This window comes from Nocardia tenerifensis NBRC 101015, from assembly GCF_000308715.1.
In the GTDB taxonomy this organism is placed as follows: Bacteria; Actinomycetota; Actinomycetes; order Mycobacteriales; family Mycobacteriaceae; genus Nocardia; species Nocardia tenerifensis.
In genome coordinates this window covers 1-14,630 of the sequence record NZ_BAGH01000402.1, presented here as the reverse complement: position 1 = coordinate 14,630, position 14,630 = coordinate 1, and the positions used below count along the sequence as shown (strand labels likewise).

General features: G+C 68.8%; 13 protein-coding genes and 2 pseudogenes. 11 read left to right on the top strand and 4 right to left on the bottom strand.

The features are described 5' to 3' along the window. Nucleotides 1-683: pseudogene (locus tag ON39_RS32245) on the top strand (DUF5685 family protein); the annotation flags it as partial. Nucleotides 684-740: 57 nt separating this feature from the next. On the opposite strand, the gene ON39_RS32240 reads toward ON39_RS32245, so the two are convergent. After that, nucleotides 741-1,607, bottom strand: coding sequence for a MaoC family dehydratase (locus ON39_RS32240; RefSeq protein WP_373283757.1), 867 nt, complete (start codon nt 1,605-1,607; stop codon nt 741-743). Then, on the bottom strand, nt 1,607-2,965 hold the full coding sequence (locus ON39_RS32235) for a 3-oxoacyl-ACP reductase (RefSeq protein ID WP_040739861.1): 1,359 nt from the start codon (nt 2,963-2,965) through the stop codon (nt 1,607-1,609). The genes ON39_RS32240 and ON39_RS32235 overlap by 1 nt, the downstream gene beginning before the upstream one ends. A gap of 282 nt (nt 2,966-3,247) precedes the next feature. Between ON39_RS32235 and ON39_RS32230 the strand changes: the two genes are divergently transcribed. From ON39_RS32230 to ON39_RS32220, 3 genes are all read left to right on the top strand, one after another. Continuing rightward, on the top strand, nt 3,248-4,570 hold the full coding sequence (locus ON39_RS32230; RefSeq protein WP_040739860.1) for an acetyl-CoA C-acetyltransferase: 1,323 nt from the start codon (nt 3,248-3,250) through the stop codon (nt 4,568-4,570). Nucleotides 4,571-5,206: 636 nt separating this feature from the next. After that, nucleotides 5,207-6,478, top strand: a complete 1,272-nt coding sequence (locus tag ON39_RS32225; protein WP_040739858.1) for a hypothetical protein — start codon at nt 5,207-5,209, stop codon at nt 6,476-6,478. Beyond that, complete coding sequence (locus ON39_RS32220; RefSeq protein WP_040739857.1) at nt 6,479-7,801, top strand: lipase family protein; 1,323 nt, start codon at nt 6,479-6,481, stop codon at nt 7,799-7,801. Nucleotides 7,802-7,946: 145 nt separating this feature from the next. On the opposite strand, the gene gnd is transcribed toward ON39_RS32220, so the two are convergent. Continuing rightward, complete coding sequence (gene gnd / locus ON39_RS32215; RefSeq protein WP_040739856.1) at nt 7,947-8,975, bottom strand: phosphogluconate dehydrogenase (NAD(+)-dependent, decarboxylating); 1,029 nt, start codon at nt 8,973-8,975, stop codon at nt 7,947-7,949. A 330-nt stretch (nt 8,976-9,305) separates the two neighbouring features. On the opposite strand from gnd, the gene ON39_RS32210 reads away from it, so the two are divergent. Together ON39_RS32210 and ON39_RS32205 are read left to right on the top strand one after the other, a co-directional pair. Beyond that, nucleotides 9,306-11,207: a VanW family protein gene (locus ON39_RS32210; RefSeq protein WP_040739854.1), complete on the top strand. Its 1,902-nt coding sequence runs from the start codon at nt 9,306-9,308 to the stop codon at nt 11,205-11,207. A 247-nt stretch (nt 11,208-11,454) separates the two neighbouring features. Then, nucleotides 11,455-11,715, top strand: a complete 261-nt coding sequence (locus tag ON39_RS32205) for a hypothetical protein (RefSeq protein WP_146251126.1) — start codon at nt 11,455-11,457, stop codon at nt 11,713-11,715. 182 nt (nt 11,716-11,897) lie between these two features. Here ON39_RS32205 and ON39_RS32200 read toward each other — a convergent pair whose 3' ends face one another. Then, on the bottom strand, nt 11,898-12,155 hold the full coding sequence (locus tag ON39_RS32200) for a helix-turn-helix domain-containing protein (protein ID WP_051187401.1): 258 nt from the start codon (nt 12,153-12,155) through the stop codon (nt 11,898-11,900). A gap of 143 nt (nt 12,156-12,298) precedes the next feature. Between ON39_RS32200 and ON39_RS32195 the strand changes: the two genes are divergently transcribed. The 5 genes and pseudogenes from ON39_RS32195 to ON39_RS46270 all read left to right on the top strand — a co-directional run. Further along, the gene (locus ON39_RS32195; RefSeq protein WP_040739851.1) at nt 12,299-12,523 is read left to right on the top strand and encodes a helix-turn-helix domain-containing protein; all 225 of its coding nucleotides are present in this window, start codon (nt 12,299-12,301) and stop codon (nt 12,521-12,523) included. A 112-nt stretch (nt 12,524-12,635) separates the two neighbouring features. Then, nucleotides 12,636-12,875, top strand: a complete 240-nt coding sequence (locus tag ON39_RS32190; RefSeq protein ID WP_146251125.1) for a hypothetical protein — start codon at nt 12,636-12,638, stop codon at nt 12,873-12,875. Beyond that, a complete protein-coding gene (locus ON39_RS32185) occupies nt 12,872-13,186 on the top strand; it encodes a hypothetical protein (RefSeq protein ID WP_040739848.1) in 315 nt (104 codons plus the stop codon). Before ON39_RS32190 ends, ON39_RS32185 begins: the two co-directional genes overlap by 4 nt. Nucleotides 13,187-13,277: 91 nt before the next feature. Next, nucleotides 13,278-14,087, top strand: coding sequence for a PE-PPE domain-containing protein (locus ON39_RS32180; protein WP_051187400.1), 810 nt, complete (start codon nt 13,278-13,280; stop codon nt 14,085-14,087). Next, nucleotides 14,087-14,630: pseudogene (locus ON39_RS46270) on the top strand (hypothetical protein); the annotation flags it as partial. The gene ON39_RS32180 and the pseudogene ON39_RS46270, both read left to right, overlap by 1 nt.

The window sequence follows — 14,630 nt, the reverse complement described above, 5'->3', positions numbered from 1 at the left end:
CCCGGTTGGAGCGGGCGGTGCGCGAGCAGGACGATCCGATGGACTCGCTGGCCAGCCTGACCGCGCCGACCCAGCTGTGCGCGTCGGAGTTCTTCGCGCACACGGCGGTTCTCGCCGACCGGCCGGGCAACGTCGACGCAATGCGCACCGCCGGTTGGCAATTCGGCCGGATCGCGCACCTCGCCGACGCGGTGCAGGACTACGACAGCGACCTGGCGCGCGGCCGGTTCAATCCGCTCGCCGCCACCGGGACGACCATGCCGCAGGCGTATGACCTACTGCGCGAATCGGATTCGCGACTGCGCGCGGCGGTCGCCGACGCCGAGCTGGACACCGTGCCGACCGTCCGCTGGATGCTGCTGGACCCGCTGTCCTCGGTGCTGCGCGGGCTCGGCCGCGGCATCGGCGCCGTCGGCCACGTCTGCTCGGCCTCGCACGACCGCGCCGACGTTCAGCTGAGCTCCCGGCGTACCCGCAATCGCCGCCCGGGCGTCGGCGAGTCGTTGGCCCTCATCCTCGGCGTCTACTGCACCGGCTACGCCTGCTGCGCCGAACACACCCAGCCGTGCACCGGCGAACGCAAAGACCCCTGGATCAACAACTGCGACTGCAGTGATTGCGGCGACTGCGACTGCGGCTGCGGCGATTGCTGCAACTGCTGCGATTGCGATTGCAGCTGCTGAACGCGAAACGGCAAGAGCCGCACCTCCATCGGGTGCGGCTCTTGCCGTGCGAATGCGTCAGCGCAGGGACGCCGTGAGGTGCGGGTACCCCTTCTTCGGGTTCAGCACGGCCAGATCCCAGCCGCCCTCGACCTGATCCGCGTACACGTTCACCGTCGACGGCAGCAGGATCGGCTTGCCGAACTTCACCGAGTAGGTGGTCTTGCCCGGCACCCGGCCCTCGATCGTGCCGAGCAGATGCGCGGCCGACCACATGCCGTGCGCGATCGACTTCGGGAACCCGAAAGCCTTGGCGCCCAACGACGAGGTGTGGATCGGGTTGTGGTCACCCGACGCGGCGGCGTACTGGTTGATCGTCTTCTGATCGACCCGCCAGGTGCGCAGCGGCGGCGGCGCGGCCTCCTCCGGCTTGGGTTCGGGCTTCGGCCCGCCCGACAGCGAGGTGCGCTGCTGGTGCAGGAAGGTGGTGACCTGCCGCCACACCAGCTCCCGGCCGACGCTGATCTCGGAGATCGCGTCGACGAGCAGGCCCTTCGGGTGCTCGCGCAGATTCTCGATGTGCGCCTTGATGTCCAGCGGCTCGCTCACCGAGATCTCGCGCGTGCGCTCGATCACGTTCTCCGCGTGCACCGCACCGACCGCGACGAACGGAAAGTCGCGCTGCACAACGAGTTGCATGACGATCGGGAAGGTGAGGATGAACGGGTAGGTCAGCGGCAGCGCGTCGCCGAACCGCAGCCCGGTCGCCCGGCAGTAGGCCGCCAAATGATCCGGATCCACCTTCAGTCCGTCCAGCCGGCTCGACCGATCGGGCAGCGTCGACTTGCGCGCCGACACCAGCGGCAGCGGAACCGCGCCGAGCGCGGCCTTCAGGTACAGCGGACCGTTCTTCGGGGTCTCGGTCAGCGTGATCACCTGCGTCATCATGCTCCGATCAGGCTCTGCCCGCAGACGCGAACGACGTTGCCCGTCACCGCGTTCGACGCCGGGCTGGCGAAGTAGGCGATGGTCTCGGCGACGTCGACGGTCTGTCCACCCTGCAGCAGCGAGCTCATCAACCGGCCCGCCTCGCGGGTGGCCAGCGGGATGGCGGCGGTCATCGCGGTCTCGATGAAGCCGGGCGCGACCGCGTTGATGGTGATGCCCTTCTCCGCCAGCTTCGGCGCCTCGGCGTCGACCATGCCGATGACGCCGGCCTTGGAGGCGCCGTAGTTGGTCTGGCCGCGATTGCCCGCGATGCCCGCGATGGAGGACACGTCGATCACCCGGCCGCCCTCTTTCAGCGCGCCGCGGGCCACCAGGCCCTCGGTGATCCGGTGCGGCGCGGCGAGATTCACGTTGAGCACGGAGTTCCAGCGGCCCTCGTCCATGTTGGCGAGCAGCTTGTCGCGGGTGATGCCGGCGTTGTGCACGACGATGTCGATGCCGCCGAAGCGCTCGGTGGCGAACTCGGCCAGCTTCTCCGCGGCGTCGGGCGCGGTCACGTCGAGCGCGAGCGCGGTGCCGCCGACCTTGTTCGCGGTCTGCGACAGCGCCTCGCCCGCGGCCGGGATGTCGGCGACGATCACGGTCGCGCCGTCGCGGGCGAACACCTCGGCGATGGTCGCGCCGATGCCGCGCGCGGCGCCGGTGACCACGGCCACCTTACCGTCGAGCGGGCGGTCCCAGCTGGTGGGCGCGGTGGCGTCGTCCTTGCCGACCCGGATGACCTGGCCGTCGACGAACGCCGACTTGGCCGAGAGCAGGAAGCGCAGCGTCGACTCGAGGCCGGTCGCGCCGGTGGACGCCTCCGGGTGCAGGTAGACCAGCTGCGCGGTGGCGCCGCGCAGCAGCTCCTTGGCCACCGAGCGGGTGAAGCCCTCGAGCGCGCGCTGGGCGATCTGCTCGTCCACCGACGAGGTGAGTTCGGGCGTCGTGCCGATCACCACGATGCGGCCGGACGCGGCGATGCTGCGCATCGCGGGCTGGAAGAACTCGTAGAGCTGGGCGAGGTCCTCGATCGAGCCGATGCCGGTCGCGTCGAACACCAGCGCGCCGAATTTGGTTCCGGCGCTTGCCGAATCGGCGAAGGTGTAGTCGAAAAGCAAGGTGCGCAACGGCTCGGCGACCCGGCCCTTGCCGCCGAGCAGCACCGGCCCGGGCAGCGGCGGCTCACCCTGCTTGTAGCGGCGCAGGTTCTCCGGCTGCGGCAGTCCCAGCTTGCTCGCCAGGAACTGACCGGGGGTCGAGTGGACGAACGATCCGTAGAGGTTGGGAGCACCCTTACTCTTGCTGGCTGCCACTGTTCCTACCTTTTCTGTGTTGACAGGCGGCGTGCACGGTCCCTGGCGAGGGTACGCAAGCTACCGCCTCCACCGAGTCCGCTCACGCCGCGATGTTCAGTTCTCCGGTCTGGTGGTACCCGGCAGTGGACCGCTGGCACACATTTGCGGGGTACGGTGTCGACATTAAACTTACTCCAGAGTAAGTTTAATGTAAACCAACCGCGACGGGGCGCCGATCAGTGGAGACTTCCACGCGGACTCCGGCGCGCCGAACCTCCCCAACGAGACCTGGAGACTCGAGTGACAACCAAATCCCGTTCGGCGAAGAGCACCGCCAAGACCGGTAAGACCACCCGCCCGGTCGCGATCGTGGGCGGCAACCGGATTCCGTTCGCTCGCTCCGACAAGGCGTACGCGCACGCCTCCAATCAGGACATGTTCACCGCCGCGCTGGACGGCCTGGTCAGCCGCTTCGGCCTGCAGGGCGAGCGGCTCGGCATGGTGGTCGGCGGCGCCGTGCTCAAGCGGGTCGGCGAGCACGGCATGATCCGCGAGAGCGTGCTCGGCAGCACGCTCAGCCCCTACACCCCGGCGCACGATCTGCAGCTGGCCTGCGGCACCGGTCTCCAGGCCATCGTCACCGTCGGCGACGGAATCGCCCAGGGCCGCATCGAAGCCGGCATCGGCGGCGGCACCGACACCACCTCCGACGCCCCGATCGGCGTCAGCGAGGGCATGCGCGAGTGGATGCTCGACGCCAACCGCGCCAAGACCGGCAAGGACCGGCTCAAGCTGGTCGGCCAGCTGCGCCCGAGCATGCTGGGCATCGAGATCCCGCGCAACGCCGAGCCGCGCACCGGGCTGTCCATGGGCGAGCACGCCGCCATCACCGCCAAGGAGTTCGGTGTTCCGCGCGAGGCGCAAGACGAGCTGGCCTACCTGTCGCACAAGAACATGGCCGCCGCCTACGACCGCGGCTTCTTCGACGACCTGATCACCCCGTTCCTCGGCCTGACCCGCGACGACAACCTGCGTCCCGGCTCCACCGTGGAGAAGCTGGCCACCCTCAAGCCGGTGTTCGGCGTCAAGGCCGGTGACGCCACCATGACCGCGGGCAACTCCACCCCGCTGACCGACGGCGCGTCCGCGGTGCTGCTGTCCAGCGAGGAGTGGGCCGCCGAGCGCAACCTGCCGGTGCTGGCCCACCTGGTCGACAGCGAGGTCGCGGCGGTCGACTACATCCACGGCCCGGACGGCCTGCTCATGGCGCCCACCTACGCGGTGCCGCGCCTGCTCGCCCGAAACGGCCTGACCCTGCAGGACTTCGACTTCTACGAGATCCACGAGGCGTTCGCCTCCGTGGTGCTCGCGACGCTGTCCGCGTGGGAGTCCGACGCCTACTGCAAGGAGCGGCTCGGCCTCGACGGCGCGCTCGGCTCGATCGACCGGACCAAGCTCAACGTCAACGGCTCGTCGCTGGCGGCCGGCCACCCGTTCGCCGCGACCGGCGGCCGCATCGTCGCCTCGACCGCGAAGATGCTGGCGGAGAAGGGTTCCGGACGCGCATTGATCTCCATCTGTGCCGCGGGCGGCCAGGGCGTCGTCGCCATTCTCGAGCGGTAGAGCCCACCTCTGTCGTCGCTGACGCGATAACACGCGAAGGCGGTATTCGGCCCGGCCGAATACCGCCTTTCGTCTGTCAGCGCGCCGTATCGCCGCACGCGCCCCCTGCGCTCGCCCGCCCGATAGCGCTGCCGCCGCCGACGATAACGCCAATTGGCACTGAAAGGGCTTGCGCGGCATGCCCGTTGTCGACACGCGTGTACACGGTGGTTCGGCGGCCCAGGTCGATCGGTAGATCGCGGGGCGTGCACATCGCTGTCCTCATGCGCCCCGAGACCTCGAAATTCGGATAGTCCAGGCGGCGAGGATCGGCCACTACCTTCGGCTGTGAGCTATATCATGACCTCCGCATCGCATCCGCCATGCATTTCGCCGAGTCCGTAGGCCGATTATCGGCTACTAGCAGGCAACTTGAGTGTTACACGTTTTCTCCGTTCGCTGCACGCCCGTCGCTTTTCTTCTTGCGACGGGATTGATCTGTGTGTTTACCTGCTCGTCACCTACTGTGCTGCCGGAACTGGTCGATCGGCGAGGCAATTGATCGCTGCTTAATCGACATGTAGCTACCGGCAGGACATCTCTTCGGCTTAACGACTCACTCGAATCGAGCTAGCAGAGAGGAAGGCTGAACAGCTCATGCGAATCGGTATTGCGCTGCGCGCGACCGTGCTGGCCCTCACGGCCGCGGTCGGACTCGGACTCGCGTCCGCGGCGCCGGCGGGAGCGGCGGGCGAGGTGGACCGCTACCTGGATCTGCCCCTGGTGAACCGCGACGCCGCGACCAGCCCCGGCGGCGTCAACCCCGAGCTGCCCTACGACGCGGCCGAATTGCGCGGTCTGCTCGACGAGGCGCGCGCCCGCGGGGTCGCGCCGAGTCGGTACGCGGCCCTGCTGTATCAGTACTGGCTGGTCGACGCGACGAACAAGGCGGGCATCGACCTGCGGTCCTGGGATCCGCGCGCCGGCGTCGAGGCCAACCGCGCCAACCTGATCCGGTCCTACCGCTACTACGAAGACCTGCAGCTGGACCACCGCGAGCTGCAGTGGGCCGGGATGGGCGGTCAGGTCGGCGCCGACTTCGGCGGCGGGCTCATCGATTTCGAGTTGATGGGCAATATCTACGGCCTGCCCGGCCTCGCCGAATCCGCGCGCGGCGTCGTCGCCGCGGTCGACCGGGCCGCCGGACCGCAAGCGGTGGCGCAACTTCCGCGCGGGCTGATGGCCCTCGCCGAGGCGGGCTCGCGCATCACCCCCGAGGACCTGCACTACATCATCGGGATGATCCTGGTGATGCAGAAGAACATATTCTCGGACCTGATGCCCATGCACGACGCCTACGTCACCGAAGGCCTCGGCGCACTGGAGGAGTTCCAGGCGGCCGGGTTGTTCGGCGACGACATCATGACCGCCTGGCGCGACGTGGCCTCCGGCGATCACGACCGGATCGCCTCGGGCAACGGCACTTTGCTGCGCAGGGAGCAGCAGTGGGTGATCGGCGGCCAATGGGACTCGGTGCGCGAGTACAAGGGCAGCGTCGGCGAGGCGATCACCTACGCCAGCGGCGCCGCCGGCTCGCCTTCCGTGGCCGGGGTCAGGCCGCCGCGCGAGTACCACCCGGTGCGCATGCCGGTGACGCTGGCCGACGGACGCCCCGGGCTGCTGACTCTGCCGCTGCCGGACTGGAATTGGTCGGAGTTCGAGCCGCGCTGGGACTACATCACCACGGAGCTGTTGCCGAAATACAAGTTCCAGGTCGAGAACAATTGGCCCGCACTGGAAGCCGTGATGCGCACACCATATGAGGTACAGATGGAGTCCCATCGTCCGTTGCTCAACATTCCGCAGTTGCTCGACTCCGCCGCCAGGCAGATCCAGGTGACCCCGATCGACACGCTGGCGGTGGGCTAGATGAAACGCTTGACCATGGCCGCCGCGACGGCCGCCGCGCTGGTGCTCGGCGCGGGAACCGCCGCGGCGGACACGGAGATGCCGACGCCCGGACTGGACCGGGTCTTCAACGGCTTCGTCGTCGGGCAGATCCAGAACGCGCGCCCGGTCCCGCCGGACCAGGCGTTCCAGGCGCTGCTCGCGGACGACCCGTTCTATCAGGAGCCGCCGCTGACGGGCGACGAGCGGCCGGGGACGCTGCTGAAGGCCAAGAAGGTCGACGTCATGTTCCTCGGCATCACCCCGCCCGACGTCGAGGCCTACAAGCTGATGTACGTGACCACCGGCATCGACGGCGTCACGCCGGTCATCAGCACCGGCATCCTGATGATCCCGAATCACGGTGCGCCGGTGGGCGAGAAGAAGCTGATCTCCTACCAGGAGGCCAACGACAGCGTCGGCTGGTCCTGTCACCCGAGCACGCAGTGGACCGGCGGCGACCCGCTGGACGGCTCGTCGTGGTCGGCGCTCGGCCCGCTGGCGCTGATGTTCGACAAGGGCTACGCGGTGATGATCTCCGACGTCGGCAACGACGGAGACCGCAGGCCGCACGGCGTTTTCGCGGGCAAGTTCGCCGCACACGCCCAACTCGACGGTGTCCGTGCGGCTTTGGCGCATCGCGACGCCGGACTCGATCCGCACGCACAGGTGGGACTGTTCGGCATCGCGGGCGGCGGCGTCGGCGCGGCGTTCTCCGCCGAGTTGCAGCCGACCTACGCGCCGGAGCTCGACGTGAAAACCGCTGTGCTGGAAGGGATGGTCGTCAACCCGCGCAACTTCATGCGGGTCGCCGACGGCTCCGTCGGCTCCGGGTTCGCGCTCGCCACGCTGCTCGGCCTCGAACCCGCGTACCCGGAGATGGAGGTCAACGCGAAGCTGAACCCGGCCGGGGTCGGGCTGGCGAACGCCTTCCGCACCCAGTGCCAGACGCCCGCCTACTTCGGGCTGCCGTTCCTGCCGCTGAAGACGCTGTTCAACACGGGGCTCAGCCCCGCAGACGAGCCCGCCTTCCAGCACGCGTTCGAGGAGAACATCCTCGGCCGGTCCGGCACGCCGAAGGCCAAGGTGGCCATCACCTCCTGCGTCGCCGACGACTCGCCGATGTCGCTGGTGCCCGCCGCGGACTCGCGGGAGCTCGCCGACATCTACCGGGCGGGCGGCGCCGACGTGACCTACCAGCCCACCGATTGCAGCATGGTCCGCATGCTCACCGACATCTACGGCTGGGGCACCGACCTGTTCGGCATGCAGACCATCGACTGGATAGACCGCAACTTCGACTGAAAAGAGTTACCCGCCATGGCTTTTCTCTACGGCGTCAATTATCTGTTCTGGTACGGCCCGCTGGCGGTCGCCAAGCTCTTGGCGCAGGCCGCCGGCTTCTGATCGGCCACCGCGGCTCCCGCGCACGTGGGAGCCGCGGCAGCGATCAGGCCCCGGGCAACTCGTTGTGCCCGCCGAACGCCTTGCGCATCGCCGAGAGCATCTTGTCCGCGTAGAGCGCCTCGCCCCGCGAGGAGAACCGCTGGAACAGCGCGGACGCGAGCACCGGCACCGGCACACCGGTGTCGATCGCGGCGTCGAGCGTCCACCGGCCCTCGCCGGAGTCCGAGACGCGACCGCTGTAGGAGTCGAGGTTCGGGTCGGCGTACAGCGCGCTCGCGGTGAGGTCCAGCAACCAGGAGGCGACCACGGAGCCGCGCCGCCACACCTCGGCCACCTCCGGGATGTCGAGGTCGTACCGGTAGTACTCCGGGTGCTCGAGCGGCGTCTCCTCGGCGGAGAACTCGCCGGCGTGCTCGGCCCCGTAGTTCGCCCGGTGCAGGATGTTCAAGCCCTCGGCGTAGGCGGCCATCGCGCCGTACTCGATGCCGTTGTGCACCATCTTCACGAAGTGCCCCGCGCCCGCGGGCCCGCAGTGCAGATAGCCCTGCTCGGCCGCCGACGGCTCCCCGGTGCGTCCCGGCGTCCGCTCGGCCGCCTCGACGCCGGGCGCGATGGACTTCAGCAGCGGATCCAGATACCGCACCGGCTCGGCCTCGCCGCCGATCATCAGGCAGAACCCGCGGGTCAGTCCGAAGACGCCGCCCGAGGTGCCGATGTCCACGTAGTGAATGCCCTTGGGACGCAACTGCTCAGCGCGCTTGATGTCCTCGTGGTACCGGCTGTTGCCGCCGTCGATGATGATGTCGCCCGGTTCGAGCAGCGCGGCGACCTGGTCGATGACCGCGCCCGTGGCGCCCGCCGGGATCATCACCCACACCACCCGCGGGGTCTCCAGGGTGCGCACGAACTCCGCGAGGTCGGTGCTGCCCTGGAAACTGTCGCCCAGCTCTTGGCGGAGCACGTCGATCTGGTGGGGGCGACGTTCGTAGCCGACGGCGGTGTGCCCGTCCTTGACGATGCGCCGCACGATATTGGCGCCCATTCGCCCGAGGCCGATCATTCCCAGCTGCATGCCATCCCTCTCCTCGTGTGTGCGGTGGCCCGGACACTCGTGTACCCCGATTGTCTCGCTTCGATCCGATCCTGATTCGTCCGGCTGTGTAACGCGCGGTGCGCCGCTCCGATAATCAGATCGGCTCCGCGTAGTTGCCAGACCCCCGACCCGGCAACTGCGCGGGGCCCTTTGCGTGCCCCACCGGTCGCTTTGCGTGAGGTTTGCTGGTCGGTGCGCGCAGGCCCGAGGCCGGTCAGCGCCCACCGGACGCTGTCGGCATCGCGCACTATCGTTGGCGGAGACCCGCGTCGTGTGGGTCCCAACTCAACCGAACGGGGAGGACGGTTCGTGACGAGCCAGCCGAGCGCCGGACGTGATGGTCGACCACCGGCGGGCGAGGTCGGTTTACGCCAGCTGCTCGAGTCGAGAAACGCGAACCAGGGCCAGGAATGGGGCGGCGACTCGGCGCCGACCGAACCGATACAGGTGACGCCTACCCGCCGCGCCACCCATCGGGCTGCCGTCGAGCGCCCGAAGCCGCCGTCTCGCAGGCCCATCTCCGGCCCGCCGCCCAGGCGCCTGAATCCCACCGTCGTGAAGCGGGCCGGCCTCGCCGTCGGCGCGGTGCTCGCGGTGGCGGGGGTCGGCTACGCGGTCGACTGGATGCTCTCCTCGGGGCAGGTGCCGCGCGGGACGGTCGTCGCGGGCGTCGACATCGGCGGCCTGGACACCGCCGTTGCGAACGCGCGGCTGCGCGCCGAGCTCACGCCGAGAGCCGACCGGGAATTGCCGTTGCGCATCGGCGACGTGCAGACCAGGCTCGTTCCGTCCGCCGCAGGCCTGTCGGTGGACTGGGACGGCACTTGGGCGCGCGTCGGCGGCCAGCCGCTCAATCCGATCACCAGGCTCACTTCCTTCTTCACCACCCGGCATGTCGCGCCGGCCAGCGCCGTCGACGACGCCGCGCTGGATGGCCAGTTGACGGCGCTGCGCGTGCACGATCGGCCCTCCGTCGAGGGCACCATCGCCTTCGACAAGGGGACTCCCGTGGCCGTGGCCCCGGTCCCCGGACGCGTGCTCGATGTCGCGGCCGCGCGCGCCGAACTGATCGACCGCTGGATCGCGGGCGCCGCGCTCGATCTTCCCGTGCATCCGGCGCCGCTCACCGTTCGGCCGGAGGCGGTCGATCAGGCCTTGCGCGAGGTGGCCGAGCCCGCGGTGCGCGCGCCGATCACGTTCGCGGGCAAGGGCGCGTCGGCCAAGCTCGACCCCGAGCAGATCGCCACCGTGCTCTCCTTCGCGCCCGATGGCCGCGGCGGCCTCGCGCTGTCCATCGATCAGAACGTCGCGGTCGGTTTGCTGGCGCCGCAGCTCGCGGCCACGGAGATCGAGGCGAAGGACGCGACGTTCGCGTTGACCGGCGGCAAGCCGGCGGTGGTGCCCGCCGTCGTCGGCGACAAGATCAACTGGCCGAAGACGCTCGAGCAGTTCGCCGGGCTGCTCGCCGCGCCCCAGGAGCGGACCGGTCAGGCCGTCTACGAAAAGATGGAGCCGAAGCTGACCACGGAGGCGGCCCAGGGCCTCGGCGTCGTGGAGACCATGGGCACGTTCACCACCAATGGGTTCAGCGGTCCGTCCGGGGTGAACATCAAGGTGGTCGCCCGGAAGGTCAACGGCGCCGTGGTCAAGCCGGGAGATACGTTCTCGCTCAACGACTTCACCGGTCCGCGCGGCACCGCCGAGGGCTACGTGGAGTCCGGCATCATCGACCACGGCAGGCCCGGCACCGCCGTCGGCGGCGGCATCAGCCAGTTCGCCACCACCCTCTACAACGCCGCCTACTTCGCCGGCATGGAGGACGCGGGCCACACCGAGCACAGCTACTACATCTCCCGCTACCCCGCCGCGCGCGAGGCGACCGTCTTCGACGGCGCGATCGATCTGCGCTTCCGCAACAACACGCCGACCGGCGTGCTGATCGAGGCCGTCACCACGGATTCCGAAGTGACCGTTCGGCTCTGGGGCACCAAGACCGTCAACGTCGAGTCGGTGACCGGCGAGCGGAGCAAGCCGACCGAGCCGACCACCATCAAACTGCCGAAGGGCAAGGACTGCATCGCGTCGGAGGGCGCGCCCGGCTTCACCACCTCCGACACCCGCATCATCACCGACCGGCGCACCGGTCGCGAGGTGTCCCGGGCGACTCGAACGGTCAAGTACGACCCGATCCCCGTCGTGAAATGTGAGTGATCCCAACGCTTCCCAGCCCGTGCCCGAGCCCCTTCGCGGCGTCGGCCGGGCTTGGAGGTAACTTCCAGCTATCTCGCAGCGCGCCGCCGGCCGCCTCGGCGGCGGACGAAACATTCTGCGGCAGGGCGACTTTGGTGCGCGACCTCCCGGCGAATGGGATATAACTACGCCAGATTCCGGGACGCCAGTCCGGTTCTGTCTCGGAGTGGGGCTCTAGGAAGAGCGAAGTGTGAAGGGGATACCAGTCGTGAACCAGATCGACTCAGTTAGACCGTTTGCGACGGGGCGGGGCAACAACGTCGCAGTCATGCTGGGTGCGGCCGTCGGAGACGACGTCGCCCTGCGGGTGGTGCAGGGCAAGGGCACGCTGTGCGACGTCGTTCTCGCGGCGCGGGTGATGGGTGTCGATCCGGTCGAGGCGGTACTCCAGTACGCCGAGGCGGCCACCGGAGTGATCGTCGACGCCGCGGTGGTGGTCGACGGTGGTGCCGATCCTCGCTGCGCATAGCGTTTCGCCTGCGGCACCGTGGTGTCCGCACGGCTCTCCACGCGGCGGTTGACGCCGATTTCAGGGCGTGAAGTGTTGCGCCGCACCAGTTCACCGACGGTCGTTTCGACTCACTTTCTCCGGCAACAGCTTTCGCACCGCCGAGACCTCGCGGTGCCGGCGGCGCACGGTTTTCGAGGGGCTTAGCCCTCGGGGCGCTCCACGTCGCGCAGTGCGGCGGCGACGAACTCCCGCATCGGAATATCGAGTGCGGTGCACAACGCGTGCAGCTGTTGCATGTCCGGCGAACGGTCGCCGTTCTCGAAGCGCTGGATCGTGCTGACGCCGAGTCCGGTCAGCGCGGCGAGTTGCGGGCGCGTCAGCGCCCGTCGCGCCCGCGCCGCCCTGAGCTCTGCCCCGACCGCTCGATTGATGTCCGAAGGTACCTTTTCCACACCCATACGGACCATTCTGAGGTCCGAACGGCTACCTGGCAAACGACATGCCGGAAAACGGTCCAGGATCACCGCTGGTACCGGTCTTTTCGCCTATAACGGTCATTTTTAAGTTGCAACAGGTCCGAACGGACCTTACTGTGCTCCGTATGGAACACCTAGACCATATGGTTGCCCGGCGGGTGCGGCTCGCCATGTCCGAGGCGGGCCTACGCCTCGAGGACCTGGCCGCGCGTTCCGGGTTGCCGGCGTCGGACCTGTGTAGCCTGCTCGCCGCGCAGGGCTCGTTCACAGTGGACGAGCTTGTTCGTATCGCCACGGCACTGCGCCGGCGCGTCACCGATCTTCTGCCCGGCGACGAGGATCTCCGATGACCGCCACCGATGCCCACCGGTCGCTCCGCGACTCCCGCTCCGCGATCTCCGGATGCTGGAACAAACATTTTGTGACGCGAATCACTCCCCGACCGAAGGCGGATGGGCGGTGTTGAGCGATCGATCAGCTACCGCCGAGGCGGCCCTCGAACAGGTTGCGGGCAGCGTGCCGCGGCTCGCCGGTTTCGGCGCCTGGCGACCGGGCATCACCGGCATCCCCTATCTCGGCGGCGCCGAACCGCACGCCGTCGCCGTGGTCCTCATCCACGATCCGCGCGACGTCCGAGTGCACAGCAGAACGCTCGTCGCCACACCGCATCCGCCGACCGGCGACCAATCGAGTCCGCGGTGACCAAGCCGGCGCGAACCCGTCGCGCGGATCCGGCCCTCGATATCTTCCGGCGCCACATCGGCGCCCGCGTCACCTTCATCGGATTCGCCGCCGAACGCGGCGCCGTCGAGCACGGAGTCGTCGTCGACGTCGACCACCGAATGGTGTACGTCGATTACGGCTACCCCAATCCCGTCTGTACCGAACTCGGCAATGCCATTGCCACCCATCCGTCGAATCTTCGACTGGAGACCACCGCCGCGGCGGTAGACCACTGTGCGCACTGCGGATCCGCAGTGCGTCCCGGTCCGGTATTTCTCGCGCCCCGCTGATCCGGCGCTCCCCGAATACACGTCACGGCCCGACCGGCCGCGCTCCGCCGTGGGCTCGTCCGGTCTCGTCGTTCACGAAAGGAAAAGGCCCATGGCCATTTTCGGCCGCCGTTTATCCGGCAGATTGCACGCACCCGGCGAGATCATCGACGTGCTGATCGTCGGAGGCACGTGGAATCCCCACGGCGACCGGGTCACCGCCGCATTCGCCGACGCCCTCGACCCGCGGCGTTTCACGGTGCGCATGGTGCCCTATCCGGCCGATTACGGACGCCACGTCGCATTCGCCGACAGCGTCGCCGCGGGCAGGCGGGCACTGATCGAGGCGATAGAGGCGACACCCAACCGGGTTCTGCTGGCGGGGTATTCGCAGGGCGCGGGCATCGCGGGCGATCTCGCCGCCGAGATCGGGCAGGGCCTGCTTCCGCAGCTGGAGGTGGTCGCGTGTGCCTTGATCGCGGACCCGCTGCGTCCGGCGGGCCGGTGCCTCGGCAAGGATCCCGGCGGTTACGGCGTCATCGGGCAGCGGAATATCACCGGCGTCCCGGCGTATTGGGTTGCCGCAGAAGGCGATCCGATCACCGCGCTGCCTACGGGCAATCCACTGCGTCTCGTCGCCGACCTCAGTGCGTACTTCAGCCTCTCCAGCCCCGCCGCCATGGTGCGCTGGGGACAACACATCATCGACCTCGCCACCCGTCGTCAACTGCAACGCTGGTGGTCACCGGAGAACTGGCGCGCCTGGGGCGGCGCGGTCGCCTACGCGCGCGGCTATCTGTTCGACGGGCGGCACACCGAGGACTACCTCCGGTACGGCCACGCCCGGCTGCTCGCTGAGACGATCAATCGTGAGGTGGCCGTGCGGGCGACCCCGCGCGCGCAAGCGCGCCCTGCCCGCTGATGCCCTGGTTCCAGGTCGACGATCAGCTCGGATTCCACCCCAAGGCGGTCGCGGCCGGCAACGCCGCCATGGGCCTGTGGGTGCGTGCGGGCTCGTGGTCGATGCAGCAGCTCACCGAGGGTTTCGTGCCCGCCGCGATCGTGCGCGGCCTCGGCTCGGCGGCCCAGGCGAAAAAGCTTGTGGAGGTGGGGTTGTGGACAACCGCCGACGGCGGCTATCGCTTCCACGACTGGGCCGAGCGGCAGATGTCCAAGGCGGAGATCGAGGACCGGCGCCGCAAGCGAGCCGACGCGGGTCGCAAAGGCGGCCAGGTTTCCGGTCAGGCCAGACAGCTTCGAGCGCAAGCAAATGCCGCGGCCAAAGCTGAAACACCGCCCCCGGCAATCACTTCGACGCCACCTTCGCGGCCGATGGAGCAGACGCCGAAGCGGAAACCAACCCCTGTCCCTGCCCATGGCCTTGAAAGTGCTTCTAGGGGAGCGCGATCCGTGCCGCCGAGGCAGTGCGTCATCCACCGCGGTCACCCCGCGCCGCCACCCTGCG

Coding starts and splice junctions, on each gene's coding strand:
- ON39_RS32240 (WP_373283757.1), bottom strand. CDS start 1,607: ATGACGCAGGTGATCACGCTGACCGAGACCCCGAAGAACGGTCCGCTG.
- ON39_RS32200 (WP_051187401.1), bottom strand. CDS start 12,155: ATGGGTGTGGAAAAGGTACCTTCGGACATCAATCGAGCGGTCGGGGCA.
- ON39_RS32180 (WP_051187400.1), top strand. CDS start 13,278: ATGGCCATTTTCGGCCGCCGTTTATCCGGCAGATTGCACGCACCCGGC.
- ON39_RS32225 (WP_040739858.1), top strand. CDS start 5,207: ATGCGAATCGGTATTGCGCTGCGCGCGACCGTGCTGGCCCTCACGGCC.
- ON39_RS32220 (WP_040739857.1), top strand. CDS start 6,479: ATGAAACGCTTGACCATGGCCGCCGCGACGGCCGCCGCGCTGGTGCTC.
- gnd (WP_040739856.1), bottom strand. CDS start 8,975: ATGCAGCTGGGAATGATCGGCCTCGGGCGAATGGGCGCCAATATCGTG.
- ON39_RS32195 (WP_040739851.1), top strand. CDS start 12,299: ATGGAACACCTAGACCATATGGTTGCCCGGCGGGTGCGGCTCGCCATG.